Raw genomic sequence first — 21,809 nt, 5'->3', positions numbered from 1 at the left:
ATCAAACTACACCACTGGTATCAGCGCTGTAACTTTCTCCAGCACCTTAGGCAAGCCATCTTTATTCTTACCGCCGGCAGTTGCGTAAAACGGCTGTCCGCCGCCCCCGCCCTGGATATCCTTTGCCAGTTCACGAACAATGTTGGAGGCATTCAAACCCTTTTCGGTGACCAGATTCTCCGACAACATGACCGTAATACCGGGTTTATCATCAATTAACGTAGTGAAGACAAGGAACAGATTATCAACCAGATCCTTTACAGAAAAAGCAAGATTCTTTACGGCATCAGCATTTGGCAGATCTACCTGTACGGCGATGACGTTTATGCCACTGATTGTCTTCATATGATGCACAATTTCATGCTTCAGATTGCCTGAACGTTCAATAACAGCCTTTTCGGCCTCTTTTTTCAGCTTTGCATTCTCCTCGATCAATGCAGTAACCGCTCCGGTAATATCTTTATTTCCTTTAAGTAACGCCTTTAACTGACTGATTTCCTGATCCTGGTTAATAATATAAGCTTCCGCAGCATCAGCCGTAATGGCCTCAATGCGTCGTACCCCGGCAGCCACAGCGCTTTCAGATAAGATCTTAAAATAGCCGATCTGACCGGTTGCCTGCACGTGTGTACCACCGCAAAGCTCTTTTGAATAATTATCATCGAAAGTGATGATCCTTACCACTTCGCCATATTTCTCTCCGAATAAAGCCGTCACCCCACTGGACAGTGCTTCGGCATAGGGAACCTGCCGCTGTTCTTTCAGCGGAATGTTTTGCCTGATCTTTTTGTTCACAATATGCTCGATGGCCGCAAGCTCTGTATCCGTAATTTTCGCAAAGTGCGAAAAATCGAAACGCAGGTACTCAGGATTTACCAGGGAACCCTTTTGGTTCACATGCTCGCCGAGGACACTTTTTAAGGCCGCATGGAGTAAATGGGTCGCCGAGTGGTTATTATTCGTCTGAGCGCGCTTATCTTCATCCACAACAGCCCAGAACAGTCCGTCAATATCTTCCGGAAGTGTGTCGGTATAATGTACGATCACTCCGTTTTCTTTTTTCGTATCGGTAATCTCTACAAAGAACATCCTGCTATGGTCTTCAAGCCGGCCGGTATCGCCTACCTGGCCGCCGCTTTCGCCATAAAAAGGAGTTTTCTGCAATACGATCTGGAACTGCTCCCTACCTTTGGCAGTTACCTGCCTGTATTTCAGGATCTTTGTTTCGATCTCCAGATCATCATAGCCCACAAACTCAGTTTCAGGATCTGGATGAACCGTGATCCAGTCGCCAGTATCTACTGCTGTTGCTGCCCGGGATCTCGATTTTTGTTTCTGCAGGCTGATATGGTACTCGTCCATGTCCACATTCCATTTCTGCTCTCTGGCCATCAGTTCTGTCAGGTCGATTGGAAAACCGTAGGTATCCTGCAGTTCAAATGCGAACTCTCCGGAGATCACCATCTGATCTTTCAGGATGCTGTATACCCAGGCATCTTCAAATGGTTTCTCCAGATCGATTGCATTTTCCGACATCAGGAATTCCGCCTGTTTCTTCGTGTAGCTTTCAAACCGCTGGATTCCGGTAGCAAGTGTTCTCAGGAAGGACACTTCTTCTTCCAGTACCACTTTCTGAACAAAATCCTGCTGCAGGGAAAGTTCATCAAACACGCCCTTGAATTGTTCGGCAAGAACCGGCACCAGTTGGTTGAGGAAAGGATCTTTTAAATCAAGGAAGGTGTAGGCATAACGCACTGCCCTTCTCAGGATCCTGCGGATCACGTAGCCTGCTTTGTTATTGGCAGGCAGCTGTCCGTCTGCAATCACAAATGAAATTGCACGGATATGATCTGCCATCACACGCATGGCGATATCAGTTTTTTCATCAGCGCCATAAGCAATGCCGGCCTTCTGTGAAATGAACTGGATCAATGGTTGAAATACATCGGTATCATAGTTTGAAGCCTTATTCTGCAGTACGCGCACCAGACGCTCAAAGCCCATTCCCGTATCAACATGCTGTGCAGGTAATGTCTGCAAAGATCCGTCCTTCAATCTGTTAAACTGCATAAATACGTTGTTCCAGATCTCGATCACCTGAGGATGGTCTGCATTCACCAGCTCCTTACCGGAAACGGCAGCACGTTCATCATCAGGACGGCAGTCTACATGGATTTCTGAGCAGGGACCGCATGGGCCTGTATCGCCCATCTCCCAAAAGTTATCCTTTTTATTGCCTAAAATGATCCGGTCTTCAGGCACATACTGTTTCCATAAATCGTAAGCTTCGGTATCTCTTGGCAAACCTTCTTTTTCATCTCCTTCAAAGATTGAAACGTAGAGTTTGTCCTTCGGAATACCATACACTTCAGTGAGCAGTTCCCAGCTCCAGGCAATGGCTTCTTTTTTAAAGTAATCACCAAAACTCCAGTTGCCCAGCATTTCGAACATGGTATGATGGTAAGTATCGATACCCACTTCTTCAAGGTCGTTATGTTTTCCGGAAACCCGCAGACAACGCTGTGTATCGGTAACCCTTGGATATTTGGCAGCTGCCTCGCCCAAAAATATATCTTTAAACTGGTTCATACCCGCATTGGTAAACATCAGCGTGGGATCGTTTTTAACTACGATCGGCGCAGAGGAAACAATGTGATGCTGTTTCGATTCAAAAAATTTTAAATATGCTTGTCTGATTTCTTTTGCTGTCATTCTTGGCTTGAAAATTATTCAACAAAATTAAAATTTTATTGCGGTATTCTACTAAAATCCCTTTACATTTGAATGCTTTATATAAATGCTGTAAACCACTAACTATCAACATAAAAGTATGCCTTACAAGGAACGGGAAATTAATAAAATGTATTATACGATGGGTGAGGTAACGGAAATGTTTGGCGTAAATGCTTCACAGATCCGTTTTTATGAGAAAGAGTTTGATATCCTTCAGCCCAAGAAAAACAAGAAAGGCAACCGCCTGTTTACACCTGAGGATGTAGAGAACCTAAAGATGATCTTCCACCTGGTAGACGATAAAGGATTTACCCTTAAAGGGGCTAAAGACCATTTGAAAAACAACAGTGGGGATGTAAAAGAAAATCAAAAAATCATTGCCTCCCTGGAGCGGCTGAAAGACTTTCTGCTAAAGTTAAACGAAGAAATTTAAACAAATAGTTAACAGTTTTACTGCGATTGGTATTACTTTGGCAATATGTCAAGGTATACCAATCTCCGCTTCGCCCCTCTGCTGTGCAGGCCACTGTGCGGACTGCTTGTAGGAACATTTTGCTGCTTCTGCTGCCCTGCGGCCACTGCACAGGAAGACGCCGCCATCAAAGACATCAGCTCCCACCTCGCTGAGAGCCTTCCCGAAGAAGAAGATCTTTCAGAGCTGACTGAGCGCCTGTCCTTTTACAAAAAAAATCCTGTTGATCTTAACCATGCAAAGCCGGAGCAGCTAAAAGAGCTGGTTTTTCTGTCCGCACTCCAGATCAGCAATCTTCTAAGACATATCCGGGCAAATGGACAGATGAGGGACGTTCTGGAACTGCAGGGCATAGATGACTTTGATGCTGAAACGATCCGCCGGCTGATGCCTTTTGTTACGGTAAAGCAGGAAGCCGGATACAGGAGCCTGCTCAGTTTGCAGCAGGTACTGAACAATGGGAACAGTGAACTGATGCTTCGATACGGGCAGGTGCTGAAAAAGCAAAAGGGATACGAAGATCTTCCCGGAAGCCGTTACCTTGGAAGCCCACAGAAGCTGTTGCTGAAGTACAGATACAATCTTGGCGACCAGGCGTTTTTTTGTTTTACAGGAGAGAAAGACGCTGGTGAAGAATTTTTCAGAGGCCGTTCGCGGCTGGGCTTCGACTTCCTTTCGGCAAGCCTTGCCCTCTACAAAAACGGGCACTTTAAAAAGATTGTAATCGGAGATTACAGTCTTCAGTTTGGGCAGGGGTTAACGCTCTGGACAGGATCTTCCTTTGGCAAAGGCGCCGATGTGGCGGGAGTAGCGAAGAAGGATAACGGTCTCCGTTCTTACACTTCCACAAGTGAAAATGCGTTTTTCAGGGGAGCAGGATCAACATTTAGTTTATTAAAAAACATAGACTTAACTACATTTATATCTTTAAGAAATTTAGATGCAAACCTATCACCTCTTTCTACGATCGGAGCGAGCGGACTGCACCGCACAGCTTCAGAAATCAGGAATAAAGGGAGCCTGCAGCAATTCCTTTACGGCATAGCAGTGGAGTTGAGACAAAGCAGTCTTGAAGCAGGGATGGTTGCCTACCACACTGCTTACGACCATCCATTTGTAACAGGCAGCCAGCTTTATAAGCAATACGCATTTGAAGGAGAGTCGCTCAGTAACTTTGGATCGTGGTACAATTACAGCTTTAAAAGCATCTACCTGTTTGGCGAGGCAGCAAAAAGTTCCCCGGGTGGTTTAGCAGTCCTGCAGGGAGCAATGACCAGCATCTCCCGCTCCCTGTCTGCGGTGATCCTGTACAGGAATTACGGAAAAGACCACCATACGTTTTACAGTCAGGGCATAGCTGCGGGATCAGCTTCATCAAATGAAAAGGGATGGTATGCGGGCGTCCACTGGGGCCGCGGAACACGTTGGGACGCGTCTGTGTACGCAGACCTTTTTCATTTCCCCTGGGCAAAATACAGGATTGACAGCGCCTCGAACGGAACAGATCTGATGGGTCAGCTCAGCTATTCTCCCCGCAAAAAGTTAAAGCTGATGCTGAAGGCCAACCTCCGGCTAAGCCAGCAAAACGGGATTACCGGTCTTCCTCTGGCCGGAGTAAAAAAAGAGAATTACAGGCTGGGCTCAAGCTGGGAGTTAAACAGAAAAATAAAGCTTGAAAACAGGCTTGAGATCACGCGGTATCAAAAGGGAAAAGCTCCGGTAACATACGGATATCTGATTTATGAGGACGCCAGTTACAGTCCCATGTCTTCCAAAATCGGCGGCAATGCCAGACTGGCTTTTTTCAATACAGAAAGCTATGAAAACAGGATCTACGCCTATGAAGATGATGTCCTCTACGGGGCAGGATCGGGGCTGTATAATGGCAGAGGCATACGTACTTTCCTGAACCTGAATTATAAGCTTTCGAGGCGGCTGAAAGCATGGCTTCGGTACGCTGTTTACTGCTATCCCGGAAAAGAAAAGACAGGTACCGGACTGGATGAAATCGAGGGCAGCAGCAAGCCAGAAATCAAGCTGCAGTTACGCTACCAATTTTAGCAATGGCATGAGGGTTCATCAAAGTGTTTTTGTCCGGATCCTGTTCCCATTTTGCGCAGGAATAGCCGTTTCGAAATACGCGCCATTTGCCAAATTAAATTTGTTTACGACCTTTATTTTTTTATTAATTTTATTTTCATCATTCATATTCAATTATTTATACATTTCAACTAAAGTATACCATCATAAGATAAAATTAGCTCTACTGCTGTATTTGTCATTCTTCTTCCTGGGCGCGTTTTGTGTTTTCAATGATCCTGACTACCCGGACTCCGATCATTTTTCTGCACAGAAGGCAAATTATCTCAAGATTTATATCGCCGATGAGCCGCATGAGTCAGCTGGATTAATACGATTCAGGGCGAAGATAACTGCCATCGGAAATGTAGGGAAACTGATAAGATCTGCCGGGCTGCTGATGGTCACAGTGGACTCAAAAAGCAGCCCGTTATATGGACTGGATTATGGGCAGGTCTACCTCATTCCTGCCCGTTATATTCCGATTCCTTCTCCACTCAATCCGGGGGAATTTGACAGTCAGTCGTGGCTGGCAAATCAGCAGATTTACCACCAGATTTTTCTGTCAACAGAGGAGCTGATTCCCCTGCGGGAAAAGCGTGGCTCTGCTATATTGAGCTTCGCATTGAAACTAAGGAAAGCGCAGGTCCAGCGGTACCGGAAACTGATCAGGAACGACCAGGCATTTGCCGTCGCTGCCACACTGGTGCTGGGGTACCGGGCCGACCTGGATGCAGAGACGCTGGCGGCGTATGCTCAGACCGGAACTATCCACGCGCTTTCGGTTTCCGGTATGCATGTGTCATTGGTATATGTTGTTCTTGAGCTTGCACTGCAGTGGATGAACAGGAAGCAGGTCTTGAAATGGATGAAGATAATCCTGATCATTACACTGATCTGGTCCTATACCGTGATTAGCGGATGTTCGGCTTCGGTCTTGCGGTCAGCAATAATGCTTAGCCTGCTTATTTTGTCGAAAGCCTTTCACAAAAACAACGGAGGTTTCCATCTGCTCGCGCTCTCTGCTTTTGTACTGCTCTTTACTGACCCATTGCTGTTGTGGGATGTCGGTTTTCAGCTATCCTACCTGGCGGTGATGGGACTGATATATCTGCATCCGAAAATACACGCCCTGTGCTCTTTTAAGTGGTGGTTTATGAGGCAGGCCTGGAGCATTACCTCCGTTTCACTGTCTGCACAGCTATTTACCTGGCCTCTCAGCATCTATTATTTCCACCAGTTTCCGCTATATTTTGTACTCAGCAATCTTTTTATTGCCCTCCCGGTGACGCTGCTGATGTACGCCGGGCTGGCCATCGTGCTTTTGCCGATAGATTGTATCGCCAGCCCCTTTGAGTGGCTGCTTAACTTTATGAATCATGGATTGGAGCGGATTGCCGGCCTCCCCTACTCCACCCTTCATCCGATCTGGATCACAACATCAGAGTTGTGCCTGCTCTGTCCGGGAATATTCTTTGTAATGACAGGTATCTGCAATAAAAAGAAACAACATTTATTCTGCGGACTGTTCCTCTTTATTTTTTTACAGGGAATGCTGCTCGGAGACAAACTGGAGGCAAGGCAACAAAACGTGATTATCCTGTATTCGTTAAACAGGCATTATGCAGTTGCTTTTATACGGTCTGACAAGGCTATAATGCTGACCGATCTGGTGCCGCGTGACAAAGCCTTCAGGTTTCATATCCAGCCTTCACTCGATCAGCGTAGGATCAGCCAGATCGTCTGCATCCGATGGGAGAGCATCCAGCAGCATGGTGAAATGGATTTTAAGGGGGATGCAAAGGGCTTCCTTCTCAAAGATCACCAGATCTATTTCCATCAATTTAAAATATTACTAGTTGACAGCTTTTTCAACCGCCGCAAAATCATTGGTAATCCCCGCTTTGATGCCGTATGGATTCATGGCAGCCCCTCAGTCAAGCGCGCTGAGCTGCGCAAAACAATTCGTTTCCAAAAAATATGGCTCGATGTTACAAACAAAAATGGCCTGATTCATGAAATTGAAACAGATACAATTATTTTTAAAAACTCAGTTGAGGTATTCAAAAAAATTAAGGCATCTTTGATCAACCTAAAATAAATATAAACCTATCTGCAACAGCAATGACATCACCTCTGGTCTTATATTCAGTAGCAAACCGCATTGCTACAATTTCGCTGAACCGTCCTGAAAAGCGTAATGCCTTTAATCCGGAACTGGTCAGTTCGCTCACAGCAGCACTGCTCGAAGCCTCGGATGATGAAGAGGTAAAAGTAATCATCCTCAAAGCTGAAGGGACAACGTTTAGCGCAGGCGCAGATCTGGAGTACCTGCAGCAGTTACAGCAGAACAGCCATGAGGAAAATGTGAAAGACAGTGAGAACCTGAAAACGCTTTTCACTACAATATACTATCTTCCCAAAGTGGTTATCGCACAGGTTGAGGGACATGCAATTGCCGGAGGATGCGGACTGGCAACGGTTTGTGATATTATATTTGCCGTACCGGAAGCTAATTTTGGTTATACTGAAGTGAAACTGGGTTTTGTTCCGGCAATCGTATCCTGTTTCCTGATGCGCAAAACCGGGGAGACTATTGCTAAAAAGATATTGCTGACGGGAGATTTATTCTCCGCTGAGCAGGCCTTGGCGTATAATTTGATAACATATGTAACAAATAGCGATAAGATTGATCTAACGGTACAGAATTTTGCGCTAAAGTTATGCGAAGAAACTTCTTCAAATTCCCTGATGGTAACTAAACAGCTAATAGGTCAGACGACCAACCCCGCATTGGAAAATGCGCTTAACTTAGCCGTACAGATCAACGCCAGGGTTCGGGAGAGCGATGATTTCAAAAAAGGTATTGCTGCCTTTATCAGCAAAGAAAAAATTAAATGGTAAACTATAAATTGAAACAATATGTTAAAGTCGATTAAAACGAGTGTACTCGCTGCAATTCTGATCAGCACCGCTGTAATTGCACACGCACAGAAAAAAGTGAACGAAGGTACACTTACTTACGCCATTACCTATGACCTGACGCCAGATCAGCAAAGCATGGCTGCACAACTGCCACCAGAAACAAAATTCAAATTCAACGGCAGCCTCATCAAGCTTGAACTGGAACAGGGGCCCGCAAAGATCACCGTGATCAACGATGTGATCGCAAAAAATGGCCTTGTACTGGTTGACGTGCCTATTGCCCAAAAACAGTATGCAGTGAAAACCACGAAAGAGGACAATGAGCAGATGATGGGAAAAACACCTGTACTGAGCGACTTTAAATCTACCGGTGAGAAACAAAAGATCGGAAATTACAATACTGAAAAATATACTTACAAGGATGAAAGTGGTGCTTCATTCGAACTTTGGGCAACCAATGAGATCCAGTTACCAGAAGGTATCTCCGGCAATGAGCTCAAAGCACTTGGAGCTACTCCGGTAAAATTCAGCAGGGTACAAAATGGCGTTAAAGCCAATATTGCCATTAAATCACTTGTAGAAGAGAAAGTTGGCCCGATATCATTAGCGGTTCCGCCATCATATGAGCTTACCACCATGGATGCTTTAAAAGCAATGGGAGGCCAATAAAATTAAATAATTTTACAAAATCAGGATTTTTAGCAGGACGCAATTAGTTATTTTTGCGATAATGTTAAAAGCCCTGATTTTTTTTGCCCGGTTTTTTATTTTCTGGTTAGTGTTCTTTCTGCTGGACAGGGTCATCTTTGTATGTAACTTCTTGAAAGACATACATGGAGGCACATTTACGGAAATAATAGCCGTAGCCTGGCATGGTATCCGCCTGGATCTTGCCGCAGCAGCTTATATCATCAGTATCCCCCTGCTCTGGTTTGTGATCTCTTATCTGATCGCAGGCAGGGAAAAAGAAATGGCCTGGCTGAGGCCGCTCAACAAGGTTTTTATCGTCCTCTTCAGTGCAATCGCTGTAATCAACCTCAATATATACCGTGAATGGGGAAGCAAAGTCAACGCAAAAGCAATTGGATTTGCATTTTCCTCACCAAACGAAGCGCTGGCATCCAGTGCGTCTTCACCAATATTTTTTAGTCTCGGTGTTTTAGCCGCTCTGATCGCATCAGGCTTTGTACTGAACAGGTTGATCCTGGAGAAGGAAATATGGCTTACAAAGGCCCCGGTATGGGCTAAAATCCCATTTGCTGTGCTACTTATAGGATTAAATTTCTTACTGATCCGTGGGGGATGGGGCGTATCTCCAAATAATCAGAGCATGGCCTATTACAGCGATCAACAGGTGCTTAACCATGCCGCAGTGAATACAGAGTGGAATTTAATAGCTGACCTGCTGAAGTCAAGACATTCTGAACGGAATCCCTACAACTATGGTCCTGAAAAATCTGCAGAGCAGCTGATCAAAGACCTGTACAGTGTAAAAAAAGATACTACCGTGCATGTACTTAAAAACAGCAGGCCAAATGTGGTGGTCATCATTATGGAAAGCTTTACGGCCGACCTGACCAAGACCTTAGGCAATGAAGATGGCATTACACCCAAGTTTGACAGCCTGGTTCGCCAAGGGCTGCTGTTCAGCAGGATTTACGCCACCGGAAACCGGACAGACAAAGGCATTATCGGAACGCTGGCAGGATATCCGAGCCTTGCGGCAGAAAGTATTGTGAAATTTCCGGAAAAGATGGAGCGTATTTCTGCACTTTCCCGCGAATTGCGGAAAAATGGATATCAGACCTCTTTTTTTTATGGCGGACAGTCAGAATTCGATAATTATAAAGCATTTGTACTGAGCCACGGCTACGATCTGCTGATAGATAAATCGAAATTTAACAGCAGGGATATGAACTCCAAATGGGGCGCTTATGACGGAACTGTCTTCAACGCTCAGCTTGAGCACCTCAATCAGGCTAAACAACCCTTCTTTTCTACACAGATGACGCTGACCAACCATGAGCCTTTTGAAGTGCCGGGAACCTATAAATTTGGCAACAGCGATAATGTGCATAAATTTAAAAGCACTGCTTTTTATACAGACTCCTGTCTGTACGATTTCCTGACGAAAGCCCGGAAAGAGCCATGGTATGCCAATACACTCTTCGTTTTTGTGGCCGATCACGGGCACATTATGCCGAAAGGCCGTGACCAGGTGTATATCCCGCAGCGCTACCATATTCCGCTTTTATTCTTCGGCGATGTGATCAAAGAGGAATTCCGCGGAAAAACGATGGGCAATGTAGGCAGCCAGATCGACATACCCTCTACCCTCCTCCATCAGTTAGATATCGGCTCCAGCACTTTTGTCTGGAGCAAGAACCTGCTCAATCCTGTGACCAAATCTTTTGCTTATTTCAGCTGGGATAACGGAATGGGTTTTATCGATAACAAACAATGTGTTACATTTGACAATGTAGGTAAGACGGTTTTATACAACGACCGTCCCCAGGATGCCCGGAACACGAAGCTGATGTTAAAGAACGCCCAATCTTATATGCAATCGGCCTACCACCATTTTTTGGCACTCTGATCAAAAAACCTGCAGGAGCATAAAGCTCAAAACTAACTGAAATAAAAATATTGAATCAAATGAAACAAAAACTAGTTTATTTAAAACTTAACCTGGTGCTGTTGCTTGGTTTTTTCTGTGTAACCACCTATGCACAGCAGGACAAAGGTATCAACTGGACAAAAGATGGCAGTGGCTATTACGAAATCTCTGACGGCGAGATCGTAGACATTACCTTACCCAAACGGGACAGAAAAACAATTCTGAGCAGGGCACAGCTCACACCACAGGGCATGAACCAGCCTTTGAGGATCAAAAGTTTTGTGATCTCTGCTGACGGCTCAAAAGTGCTGATCTACACCAATGCAAAAAAAGTGTGGCGTTACGAAACCAGGGGCGATTACTGGCTGGCCGATACCAAAGCCAATACGCTAACCCAGATCGGAAAGGACAAACCAGCTTCTTCACTGATGTTTGCAAAACTATCGCCGGATGCAGGCAAAGTGGCTTATGTAAGCGGCCATAACCTGTATGTGGATGATCTTGCCTCTAAAACTTCTACCGCATTAACTACCGATGGCACCGACAGGCTGATCAACGGAACGTTCGACTGGGTGTACGAGGAGGAGTTTGACTGCAGGGACGGTTTCAGATGGAGCCCTGACGGCAGCTCAATCGCCTACTGGCAGATTGATGCAAGAAAGATCAAAAACTTTCTGATGATCAACAACACAGACTCTATTTATCCTTTTGTTATTCCTGTGGAATACCCTAAAGTTGGAGAAAACCCTTCCGCATGTAAAATCGGCATTGTAAATATAGCCTCTGCAAAAACTACCTGGGTAAATGTTCCGGGAGATAACGTGCAGAACTATATCCCAAGGATGGACTGGGTACCGGGCAGCAACGATATTATCCTGCAGCAAATTAACAGGGAACAGAACACCACCAATCTGTTTGTAGCCAATACACAATCCAGCGTCATTAAAAGTATTTACACTGAAACAGATAAAGCATGGGTAGATGCCGGCGAGGAATGGCAGTGGATCAACAACGGGAAAGAATTTATCTGGATGAGTGAGAAAGATGGATGGCGCCATTATTACCGGATCAGCAGGGATGGTAAAAAACAAACCCTGATCAATAAAGGAGCATATGATGTGATTGAAAGCAGTCTTGTGGACGAAAAGAACAATACTTTCTATTTCATTGCCTCTCCGGCAAATGCGACACAAAAATATTTGTACAAAACAAAGCTGGACGGCAGCGGGAAACTGGAGCGCGTAACGCCCTCGATCTTTCCGGGCACCCACAGTTATGATATTTCGCCCAATGGCAGTTTTGCCAGCCATACCTACCAGAGCGCCAACATCAGCCCGATTGTAGAATGGATGAGGATAGATACTGGAAACCCTTTTACAATGGAAGGCAGCCTCACCAATCAGCTGGGCAGGATGCAGCAGCCCAAAAATAAAGTTGAGTTCTTTAAGGTGAAAACCGATGACGGCACTGAACTGGACGGATGGATGAAAAAACCAGATAATTTTGACCAGACCAAAAAATATCCTGTGGTATTTTATGTGTATGGCGAACCGGCTTCGCAAACGGTTACGGATACCTACGGCGTTGGATATAACTTTTTGTATGCGGGCGATATGCCTAAAGACGGATACGTTTACATATCGATCGAAAATCGCGGCGCCCCGGCACCGAAAGGCCGCGAGTTCCGCAAGAGTGTTTATAAAAAGATCGGGCTGATGAATATCAATGATCAGGCTTCGGCGGCAAAGAAAATCCTGGAATGGCCGTTTATAGATAAAGAGCGGGTAGCAGTATGGGGATGGAGCGGTGGCGGTTCATCAACGCTCAACCTGATGTTCCAGCATCCTGAGATCTATAAAACAGGGATTGCAATCGCTGCTGTAGGAAACCAGCTGACCTATGATAACATTTACCAGGAGCGTTATATGGGCTCACCTTTGAAATCTAAGGAAGCTTATGTGCAGGGTTCGCCCATCACCTACGCAAAGAATCTGCAAGGCGATCTTTTGTATATTCATGGGACCGGCGATGATAACGTACATTATCAGAATGCAGAAATGCTGATCGATGAGCTCGTTAAAAATCAAAAGGTTTTTCAGCTGATGTCTTATCCAAACCGTACACACGGGATCAGTGAGGGGGCCGGCACAAGGCAGCATCTGGCAAAAACATATACCAGGTTTTTGCAGGAGCACTGCGCACCGGGAGGAAAATAAATAAAAAAGGGTACTTCGGTACCCTTTTTTATTACATATGATTTAAGCTCCCTGCCCTACGTTAATCGATAAGCCACCATCCATCAGGTAGGTGCTTCCGGTTACATAGTTTGCCTCATCTGAAGCCAGGAACAAGGCGAGATAAGCGATTTCCTCAGGCTTTCCGGCCCTTCCCAGCGGAATATTTTTCTCCGCTTTCTTTCGAACCTTAGGGTCATCCATCGCTTTTTGATTCATTGCCGTCAGGATCATTCCCGGGGCAATATCATTTACGGTAATCCCGAATGGTGCAACTTCAAGCGCCACTGTCCGCATAAAATTCCTTACACCTGCTTTTGAAGCATTATAATCGGCATTGCCGGGAGCAGTGATTTCTTCATGTACAGAGGAGATGTTAATGATCTTGCCCGGTTTTTTAAGGCTCTTGCGGTGCTGGATAAATTTCCTGCTGCAGAAAAAGGTTCCGTAAAGGTTGGTCCGCAGCGTGAGGTCAAATGTTTTGGTATCCATTTCGTCAATGGGAATACCGGAACCATTTACGCCGGAATTGTTGACCAGGATATCGATGCCCCCAAAATCTTTGATGACTTTTTCCATTTTCTTTTCTACATCTTTTTCATCACTCACATCAAATTTGATCAGCTGCGCATCTTTTTGCTGTTCCTTCACCAGCTTGAGTGCTTCTTTTGCCCGGTCTTCATGACTGTGATAACAAACGATCACCTTTGCCCCATTTTTTGCAAATTCTATTGCAATGGCCAGCCCGATACCGGAATCTGCTCCGGTAACTAATGCTACTTTATTTTCCAGTTTCTTCATTGCTATATTTTTTATAATCTGTCCAGTTGTTTATCCAGTTCAAGCGCTGCACTGATTAAGGCCAGATGGGTAAAAGCCTGCGGGAAGTTGCCCAGGTGCTCACCGCGTTTGCCAATCTGTTCTGCAAAAAGTCCGAGGTGATTGGCATAGCCGGTCATTTTCTCGAAGCTTTCCAGCGCTTTGTCTATTTCCTTATTTTTTGCCAGTACCTCTATAAACCAGAAAGAGCACATGTTGAAGGTTCCTTCTTCGCCTTCCAGTCCATCTGAACCCTCCTTGTTGTCATACCTGTAAATCAGGACATCGGTACTTAATTTCTCTTCAACCACCTTTAGGGTTGATAACCATCGTGGTTCATCAGGTGTAATAAAATGCACCAGCGGCATCAGCAGTACTGAAGCATCAACCACATCTGCTCCTTTATACTGTACCCAGGCGCCCAGTTTCTTGTTCCAGAAATCCTCATAAATGTCTATGTATATCGCATCCCTCACCTCCTTCCATTCTTTTTCAGGATAAGGAAAGGAACGGTCGACAGCAATTTTTATCGCCCTGTCCATCGCTACCCAGCACATCAGCCGGGTATGGAGAAAATGTTTCTTGCCGTTTCTGAATTCCCACATGCCGTGGTCCGGTTTCTTCCAGTCGGCCACCACACAGGCAATATGTTTCTGCACTGTAGTCCAGAATTCATAGTTTATTTTACTATGGTTTTTATTATAGAGATAGATGGTATCGATCAGTTCGCCATAAATATCGAGCTGGCTCTGATCTTTCGCGGCATTTCCTATTCTTACCGGAGCTGTACCCATATAGCCTTCCATATTTTCCAGAACTTCTTCTTCCATTACCGGAGAACCATCTATGGCATACATCAGGTTCAGCACCTCGTCGCCAGACCTTTCATGGATCCATTTTAAAAAGGCGGAGGCTTCTTCCCAGTAACCCAAGCGCAGAAAGGCGTACATGGTAAAGGCGGCATCGCGGATCCAGGTAAAGCGGTAATCCCAGTTCCTGTCGTTGCCCACTGATTCGGGCAGGCTAAAGGTGGGGGCGGCAACCATCGACCCATAGCTGGCAGAGGTGAGCAATTTTAGTGTAATGGCCGATCTCGAAACCAGGTCTGTCCACCTTCCCTTATAGGTAGATTTATTGATCCAGTGCCTCCAGAAGGCAATGGTTGGCTGGTAGGTATCGTTTTTATAGAAGTTGATATCCCTGAGATGCTTTGATTCTCCTTTTTTGGCCGATTCCAGTACTACCCAGGTTTCTTCGCCCTGCCCAAGCGTAAACTCAGCAAAGCCGTCTTCGCCTTTTAATCTCAGCGGAAAATCGGCAATCAGGCGCACCATAGTATCACCGTCGTTAATGGCATTGAACACCAGTTCCTGTTTACCATGCTTTTCAACCTTATGTTCGGCTTTGGCGTAATCAAACCTGGGTGCACAGTTGATCGTATAGTTGATCTTTCCGCGTACAGTTTTGATTTTCCGGACAATGGCACAGATAGTTTTGTCGTCGCCTTCCTCTAAAGGCATATAGTCTGTTACCTCGGCAATTCCGTCGTCAGAGAAAAACCTGGTCAGCAATACTGCCGTTCCGGGTATGTACAGTTGTTTGGTTTTAAAGGAATCAAACTGTGGGGTTACCGAAAAACTTCCCCCATTCGTTTGATCAAGCAAACTGGCGAAGATTGTTGGTGAATCAAAATTGGGAAAGCACATAAAATCGATATTGCCGTCAAGGGAGACCAACGCGATCGTTTTCATGTTGCCAATGATTCCGTAGTTTTCTATAGGTAAATATGGGGGAGCTTTTTTCACCCTTATTAAACCGCAAAAATGTTTTAATGTTTTGAGATGAACGAACAAGGTTGATATTTCATATCGTCCCAATTTGTACCCGGCAATTAAAGTTTCATTGACAGAACATCAATGTAAATTAAAACTATTCGGTCTTAAATTTCTTACAAAAAAAAATTGTAGTTATTCTTTTTGCTGTAATCATTAAAAATTAAGCCATAAAAAAAATGAATCAGCACATACAGAGAACCAGTATTTCTAATTATTTTAGACTTACCGGTTAGAATTATGGAACTAATCCCACTGGATATTCATACTTCAAACTTTTGCCGTAAACCCGTTGTTGTATCCTGCGATGGCATTAATCACATTTACCAATAAGGGAATATACTGTAAGCAGGGCGACTTTTACATCGACCCATGGAAACCTGTAGATCTCGCCGTAACCACGCACGGGCATGCAGACCATGTAAAATGGGGCAACAAAGGTTATCTGTGCCAGGAGCTTACCAAACCGGTTTTATTGCAGCGCCTGGGCTTTGATCTTCCCGTTCAAACACTGCCCTACAATAAGGAAATCAGTATTAACGGTGTAAAAGTAAGCTTTTTCCCCGCCGGACATGTAATCGGCTCTTCCCAGGTGAGACTGGAATATAAGGGGGAAATCTGCGTGGTATCCGGAGATTACAAAGTAGAATATGACGGCATCAGTACCGCCTTTGAACCTGTAAAATGCCATACCTTTGTTTCAGAAAGCACTTTCGGACTACCTATCTATAAATGGCTGCCACAAGAAACTGTTTTCGGGCAGATCAGAAACTGGATCTCGGATAACCACGACCAGATGAAAACCAGTGTGCTTGTGGCTTACAGCCTGGGCAAAGCGCAGCGGCTGATTAAAAACCTCGCAGGAGATATCCCTATATATGTACACAACTCTATTGCCAATCTCAACGAAGGATTTATTAAGGCTGGCGTAGATCTTCCTGAAACCATCAGGATCACTCCAGACATCAAAAAAGATGAACTGCAGAAAGGAATAGTAATTGTTCCCCCTGCCCTGGCAGATGGGAAATGGATGAAAAGCCTGCATCATGCCGCAACGGGCGTGTGTTCAGGCTGGATGCAGGTAAGGGCCGGCCGCAGGTGGCGGGCTGCCGATGCAGGCTTCGCGTTAAGTGATCATGCCGACTGGCCGGGCCTCTTATCCGCTATAAAAGCTACAGAAGCAGAAAAAGTGTTTGTCACACATGGTTTCGTCTCTACTTTCTCCAAATACCTTAATGAAATCGGTATCCCCTCGGCAGAGGTGGTTACACGCTATGGAAATGAGGACGACGAAGAAGAAGAAATCCTAAAAGAAGCTTAATTTGAGACGGTTCACACAATTGATACAGCAGCTGGAAACCAGCAACAAGACCAACGATAAGATCGCGGCGCTGGTAAGCTATTTCAGCACGGCCGATGAGCGCGATAAACCTTTCGTGATTGCCATGTTTACGGGCAAGAAACCAAAAAGGCCGGTCCCTACTGCCCTGATCAGGCAATGGGCTACAGAACTGAGCGATATTCCGGCCTGGCTGTTTGCGGAAAGTTACCACAGTGTGGGCGATCTCAGTGAAACGATTGCACTGGTGCTTCCGCCCGCAACGCATACTACAGACAGAAAACTGCATGAATGGATCAATGACCTTGCGGCACTAAACGGGAAGACTGATGAGGAGAAAAAAGAATTTATCCTCCAGGCCTGGGACAGCCTTGACACGCAGGAACGTTTCATCTTTAATAAACTGATATCCGGTAATTTCCGGATCGGGGTTTCCAATAAGATGCTGGTGAATGCCATTTCAAAACAAAGTGATACCGACAGCAACAAGATCATGCACAGTATCATGGGGAAATGGAATCCCGGAGAAATCACTTATGACGAACTGATTGCCGGAGCACACGTCAATACGGACAACTCCTGGCCTTACCCCTTTTGCCTGGCGTATGCGCTGGAAGCCGAACCAGCCAGTTTGGGCGGTACCGATGAATGGCAGGCAGAATGGAAATGGGACGGTATCCGCGGACAAATTGTAAAAAGGAACGGTGAATTATTTATCTGGTCGCGCGGCGAAGAGCTGGTCACCGATCAGTTTCCTGAACTGCATTTCCTCAAAGATGAACTGCCGGACGGAACCGTAATAGACGGGGAGATCCTGTCTGTAAAGGATGGACAGGTACAGGCTTTCAGTATCCTGCAGCAGCGCCTGAACAGGAAAACGATCAATAAATCTCAATTAAAGGATGCACCTATAGGCTTTTATATTTATGACCTGCTGGAATACCAGGGGGGCGATATCCGCACTCAACCTCTATCCGAAAGGCGGAGGTTGCTGGAAGAGATCGTTTCGCAGATCCGCAATACAGATGTAGCTATCCTGTCGCCTGTCATTGCTTTTACCGGTTGGGATGAGCTGGCAGAGATCAGGAAAGGCTCAAGGGACAATAACAGCGAGGGCATTATGCTCAAAAAGCTGAGTTCTTTATACCACAGCGGCCGCAAGCGTGGCGACTGGTGGAAATGGAAGATCAATCCCTATACGGTTGATACTGTGATGATCTACGCACAAAAAGGCAGTGGAAGACGCGCCAATCACTTTACAGATTACACCTTTGCCGTGCGCGATGGTGAAAACCTGATCACAGTGGCAAAAGCATATTCCGGGTTGACAGATAAGGAAATCAAAGAGGTAGACTCCTTTGTCAAGAAAAACGCAATTGAGAAATTTGGCCCTGTACGTACCGTCAAACCAGAACTGGTTTTTGAAATCGCCTTTGAAGGAATTGCGGAGAGCAAAAGGCACAAAGCCGGTCTGGCACTGCGCTTTCCACGCATCGCCCGCTGGCGTAAGGATAAAGTAGCAGCCGAGATCAATACACTGGATGATTTGAGACAACTTTTAGCTTCAACATTATGATGCTCGATAAGAGTGCGGGATATAAAAAGGTTATAAAATGGCTTAAAAGCAGTAAAAAGCAGCCCTTTAAATTTCAGACCGATGCCTGGGAATATTATGCCGAAGGTTACAGCGGACTGGTGAATGCACCCACGGGATTTGGTAAAACATTTTCTATGTTCCTGGCCGTGGTGATCGATGAGCTGAATAACCAGGAGCAGCGCAAGGCCGCAGCGCCAAAGGGAAAAGCCACAGTGCTCAAAAGGAAACGCCAGCCGGAAGGTTTAAAACTGATCTGGATTACGCCGCTGCGCTCGCTCGCAAAAGATCTGGCCAGGGCGATGACAGAGGTGTGCACCGCTTTGGAGCTGGACTGGCATATAGGTGTCCGCAATGGGGATACCGCACGGAGCGAAAAGCTGAAACAGAAAAAACAAATGCCCGAGGTGCTGATCATCACACCTGAAAGTATGCACCTGCTGCTGGCCCAGAAAGATACTTCGCGCTATTTTGATGAGTTGCAGTGCATTGTTGCAGATGAATGGCACGAGCTGCTGGGCAGTAAACGCGGTGTAATGGCCGAACTGGCAATTTCCCGCATCAGGGGCCTTCTGCTGGAGAAACATCCCGAAAGGTTGCTCAGGATCTGGGGCATCTCTGCAACAATAGGAAATCTTGAACAGGCGCTGGACGTGCTGGTACCCTATGAAGAGGTGCTCAAAACCATTGTGGTGGCAGAGCTGGAAAAGAAGATTGTGATCAAGAGCATTCTCCCCGATCATATCGACATGCTGCCCTGGGCGGGCCACCTGGGGCATAAGCTTGCCCACAAGCTGCTGCCGATCATTGAAAAGAGCAAAACTACCCTGATCTTCTGCAATACCCGTGGACAGGCTGAGCTATGGTATCAGAATTTGCTGAAGCTGGATGAAAACCTTGCCGGCCAGATCGCTATTCACCACGGTTCGATCGATTATGAACTGCGCAACTGGATCGAGGACGCCATCCATACGGGTGCACTCAAAGCGGTAATCAGTACCTCCTCACTGGATCTGGGCGTGGATTTTAAACCGGTGGACACGGTAGTTCAGATTGGCTCGCCAAAAGGTGTTGCCCGTTTTCTGCAGCGCGCCGGACGCAGCGGCCACTCGCCCTATGAAACATCGAAGATCTTCTTCCTTCCTACCCATGCACTGGAACTGGTAGAAGCTGCGGCGATAAAGGAAGCCGCAAAAACCAACAATATCGAAAGCCGCGAACCAATGGTGATGTCTTTTGATGTGCTGATCCAGTATATGGTGACACTTGCCGTGGGCGATGGATTTGACGACAAGAAATTATTTGAGGAGGTGAAGCAGACTTTTGCCTTCAGGGAACTGGAACAGGATGAATGGAGCTGGATGATGCAGTTTATCACTACCGGCGGGGAAAGCTTAACGGCCTATACCGAATTCAGCAAGGTAGAAAAGGAAGACGGCCTTTGGAAAGTGAAGAGCCGGCAGATGGCCATGCGGCACCGCCTGCATATCGGTACCATTGTAAGTGATGCGATGATCAAGGTGAAATACATGACCGGTGGGTATGTGGGTATGGTAGAAGAATCATTCCTTTCAAAAATTAAGCCCGGCAACAGCTTTACGCTGGCAGGGCGGGTGCTGGAGTTTATTATGGTGAAGGAGATGACAGCGCTGGTGAGGAAAAGCAGGCTTAAAACTGCCATTACCCCAAGCTGGATGGGCGGAAGGATGTCACTCACTGCCAATCTGGGCGCTATACTGCGCAAGAAATATAACCAGACGCTGGATAAAACGCATGAAGATGAAGAACTGGATATTATCCTGCCTTTGTTTGAGCGACAGGCGAAGGTATCACATGTACCTAAGGACGATGAATTTCTGATTGAACTGATCAAAACCAGGGACGGTTACCATTTCTTTGCCTATCCTTTTGAAGGCAGGCAGGTACATGAGATCCTGGCCGCGCTGATCGCCTATCGTTTATCCAAGTCTAAGCCCATCAGTTTTTCCATCGCTATGAATGATTACGGTTTTGAGCTGCTCAGTGAAAAACCTATCCCGCTGGATGAGGACAATATCAAACTGCTGTTCAGTCCGGCAAACCTGAGCGAAGATATTGTTGCCAGTATCAATTCTACAGAAATGGCCAGGCGCAAGTTCAGGGATATCGCCTGTATCTCGGGACTCGTATTCCAGGGATTTCCCGGAAAATATGTGGCGAACAAACACCTTCAGTCCTCGGCAGCATTATTTTTCAATGTTTTTAGCGATTATGATAAACATAACCTATTATTGCGGCAGGCATATGACGAAGCGTTTTACCAGCAGATTGAAGAGCCCCGGCTGGCCGCTGCCCTGCACAGGATCCAGGGCAGTAAGGTGATCATTGTTAAGGCAGAAAGTTACACCCCCCTGTGCTTCCCGATCAAGGTGGACAGCTTAAGGGAAAATATGAGTTCTGAAGAACTCGGAGAAAGAATTGCAAGAATGACTGCCGAAGCGGAGAAAAAGAACGCCAAGGTACAACGAAGGAAAAAGAATGACCATCAATTGTAGAGGCGAAAGTTTAGTATTAGATAAGGATAGGGCAATTTACTGGGAATCGAAAAAAATGCTGATCATCAGCGATCTCCATATGGGCAAGGCCGCACATTTCAGGAAAGCGGGTATCCAGGTTCCTGCAACGGTAACAGAATCCGACCTGGATAAGTTAGCCAGACTGATTGAGAAATATAACCCTGAAATTTTACTGGTGACGGGGGACATGTTCCACTCTGACATGAACACCGAAGTGCATACTTTCAGTTTGTGGAGGGCGGCATTTCCCGCACTGAGGATTATCCTGATCAAGGGCAATCACGATTTGCTGTCAAATGATGAGTACACTGACCTTAAAGTAGAGGTTTGTCCGAAAGAGCTGCTGAGCTTTCCGTTCAGGTTTGTGCACGACCAGCCCCGGGAATTTGACGAATACTATAATATTACGGGCCATATCCACCCTGGCGTCACGATTTATGGAAAGGCGCGCCAGCAGATCAGACTTGCCTGTTTCTACTTTGGAAAAACCTGTGCCATACTGCCCGCCTTCAGCTTATTTACAGGATTAAGCAAGATCAAAGCTGAAGATGGCGATCAGTTCTATGCGATTACCCCTGAAAAAGTAGTCGCAGTATAATACTTCGCTGAC

At 45.9% G+C, this 21,809-nt stretch carries 14 protein-coding genes; 11 read left to right on the top strand and 3 right to left on the bottom strand.

What is annotated here, in order from left to right:
* Positions 1-6 precede the first annotated feature (6 nt).
* Positions 7-2,712, bottom strand: coding sequence for an alanine--tRNA ligase (gene alaS / locus FN831_RS04715; protein ID WP_142527053.1), 2,706 nt, complete (start codon positions 2,710-2,712; stop codon positions 7-9).
* Between the two features lie 118 nt (positions 2,713-2,830).
* On the opposite strand from alaS, the gene FN831_RS04710 reads away from it, so the two are divergent.
* The 7 genes from FN831_RS04710 (at position 2,831) to FN831_RS04680 (ending at position 13,042) form a co-directional block, all read left to right on the top strand.
* Positions 2,831-3,166: a MerR family transcriptional regulator gene (locus FN831_RS04710; protein ID WP_142527052.1), complete on the top strand. Its 336-nt coding sequence runs from the start codon at positions 2,831-2,833 to the stop codon at positions 3,164-3,166.
* A gap of 45 nt (positions 3,167-3,211) precedes the next feature.
* The gene (locus tag FN831_RS04705) at positions 3,212-5,266 is read left to right on the top strand and encodes a helix-hairpin-helix domain-containing protein (RefSeq protein WP_142527051.1); all 2,055 of its coding nucleotides are present in this window, start codon (positions 3,212-3,214) and stop codon (positions 5,264-5,266) included.
* Positions 5,208-7,385, top strand: a complete 2,178-nt coding sequence (locus tag FN831_RS04700; protein WP_142527050.1) for a ComEC/Rec2 family competence protein — start codon at positions 5,208-5,210, stop codon at positions 7,383-7,385. The genes FN831_RS04705 and FN831_RS04700 overlap by 59 nt, the downstream gene beginning before the upstream one ends.
* A 23-nt stretch (positions 7,386-7,408) precedes the next feature.
* On the top strand, positions 7,409-8,188 hold the full coding sequence (locus FN831_RS04695) for an enoyl-CoA hydratase/isomerase family protein (protein ID WP_142527049.1): 780 nt from the start codon (positions 7,409-7,411) through the stop codon (positions 8,186-8,188).
* 18 nt (positions 8,189-8,206) lie between these two features.
* Positions 8,207-8,878 (top strand): hypothetical protein, encoded by a 672-nt coding sequence (locus tag FN831_RS04690; RefSeq protein WP_142527048.1) that lies wholly within the window; start codon positions 8,207-8,209, stop codon positions 8,876-8,878.
* A 61-nt stretch (positions 8,879-8,939) separates the two neighbouring features.
* Complete coding sequence (locus FN831_RS04685) at positions 8,940-10,805, top strand: LTA synthase family protein (protein ID WP_142527047.1); 1,866 nt, start codon at positions 8,940-8,942, stop codon at positions 10,803-10,805.
* Positions 10,806-10,864: 59 nt separating this feature from the next.
* Positions 10,865-13,042: a S9 family peptidase gene (locus FN831_RS04680; RefSeq protein ID WP_142527046.1), complete on the top strand. Its 2,178-nt coding sequence runs from the start codon at positions 10,865-10,867 to the stop codon at positions 13,040-13,042.
* Positions 13,043-13,084: 42 nt separating this feature from the next.
* Here the strand turns inward: FN831_RS04680 and FN831_RS04675 are convergent, their stop codons facing one another.
* Together FN831_RS04675 and FN831_RS04670 are read right to left on the bottom strand one after the other, a co-directional pair.
* The gene (locus FN831_RS04675) at positions 13,085-13,861 is read right to left on the bottom strand and encodes an SDR family NAD(P)-dependent oxidoreductase (protein WP_142527045.1); all 777 of its coding nucleotides are present in this window, start codon (positions 13,859-13,861) and stop codon (positions 13,085-13,087) included.
* A gap of 11 nt (positions 13,862-13,872) precedes the next feature.
* Entirely contained in the window at positions 13,873-15,684 is a 1,812-nt protein-coding gene (locus FN831_RS04670) for a glycoside hydrolase family 15 protein (RefSeq protein ID WP_246101343.1), read from the bottom strand.
* Positions 15,685-16,018: 334 nt separating this feature from the next.
* On the opposite strand from FN831_RS04670, the gene FN831_RS04665 reads away from it, so the two are divergent.
* Genes FN831_RS04665 through pdeM form a run of 4 tightly spaced genes read left to right on the top strand, consistent with a single transcriptional unit; the run spans position 16,019 to position 21,797 of the window.
* Positions 16,019-17,032 (top strand): ligase-associated DNA damage response exonuclease, encoded by a 1,014-nt coding sequence (locus FN831_RS04665; protein WP_142527044.1) that lies wholly within the window; start codon positions 16,019-16,021, stop codon positions 17,030-17,032.
* 1 nt (position 17,033) lies between these two features.
* Positions 17,034-18,626, top strand: coding sequence for an ATP-dependent DNA ligase (locus FN831_RS04660; RefSeq protein ID WP_142527043.1), 1,593 nt, complete (start codon positions 17,034-17,036; stop codon positions 18,624-18,626).
* Positions 18,623-21,178 (top strand): ligase-associated DNA damage response DEXH box helicase, encoded by a 2,556-nt coding sequence (locus FN831_RS04655; RefSeq protein WP_142527042.1) that lies wholly within the window; start codon positions 18,623-18,625, stop codon positions 21,176-21,178. The genes FN831_RS04660 and FN831_RS04655 overlap by 4 nt, the downstream gene beginning before the upstream one ends.
* The gene (gene pdeM, locus FN831_RS04650; protein ID WP_142527041.1) at positions 21,162-21,797 is read left to right on the top strand and encodes a ligase-associated DNA damage response endonuclease PdeM; all 636 of its coding nucleotides are present in this window, start codon (positions 21,162-21,164) and stop codon (positions 21,795-21,797) included. The genes FN831_RS04655 and pdeM overlap by 17 nt, the downstream gene beginning before the upstream one ends.
* Positions 21,798-21,809 lie beyond the last annotated feature (12 nt).

Origin of the sequence: Pedobacter westerhofensis (genome assembly GCF_900182595.1) — a bacterium.
Classification (GTDB): domain Bacteria; phylum Bacteroidota; class Bacteroidia; order Sphingobacteriales; family Sphingobacteriaceae; genus Pedobacter; species Pedobacter westerhofensis.
The sequence above is the reverse complement of the archived record's forward strand: the minus strand, read 5'-3'. Positions and strand labels throughout refer to the sequence as shown.

Coding starts and splice junctions, on each gene's coding strand:
- FN831_RS04700 (WP_142527050.1), top strand. CDS start 5,208: ATGAAATCGAGGGCAGCAGCAAGCCAGAAATCAAGCTGCAGTTACGCT.
- pdeM (WP_142527041.1), top strand. CDS start 21,162: ATGACCATCAATTGTAGAGGCGAAAGTTTAGTATTAGATAAGGATAGG.
- FN831_RS04705 (WP_142527051.1), top strand. CDS start 3,212: ATGTCAAGGTATACCAATCTCCGCTTCGCCCCTCTGCTGTGCAGGCCA.
- FN831_RS04685 (WP_142527047.1), top strand. CDS start 8,940: ATGTTAAAAGCCCTGATTTTTTTTGCCCGGTTTTTTATTTTCTGGTTA.
- FN831_RS04710 (WP_142527052.1), top strand. CDS start 2,831: ATGCCTTACAAGGAACGGGAAATTAATAAAATGTATTATACGATGGGT.
- FN831_RS04690 (WP_142527048.1), top strand. CDS start 8,207: ATGTTAAAGTCGATTAAAACGAGTGTACTCGCTGCAATTCTGATCAGC.
- FN831_RS04655 (WP_142527042.1), top strand. CDS start 18,623: ATGATGCTCGATAAGAGTGCGGGATATAAAAAGGTTATAAAATGGCTT.
- FN831_RS04665 (WP_142527044.1), top strand. CDS start 16,019: ATGGCATTAATCACATTTACCAATAAGGGAATATACTGTAAGCAGGGC.
- alaS (WP_142527053.1), bottom strand. CDS start 2,712: ATGACAGCAAAAGAAATCAGACAAGCATATTTAAAATTTTTTGAATCG.
- FN831_RS04680 (WP_142527046.1), top strand. CDS start 10,865: ATGAAACAAAAACTAGTTTATTTAAAACTTAACCTGGTGCTGTTGCTT.
- FN831_RS04695 (WP_142527049.1), top strand. CDS start 7,409: ATGACATCACCTCTGGTCTTATATTCAGTAGCAAACCGCATTGCTACA.
- FN831_RS04675 (WP_142527045.1), bottom strand. CDS start 13,861: ATGAAGAAACTGGAAAATAAAGTAGCATTAGTTACCGGAGCAGATTCC.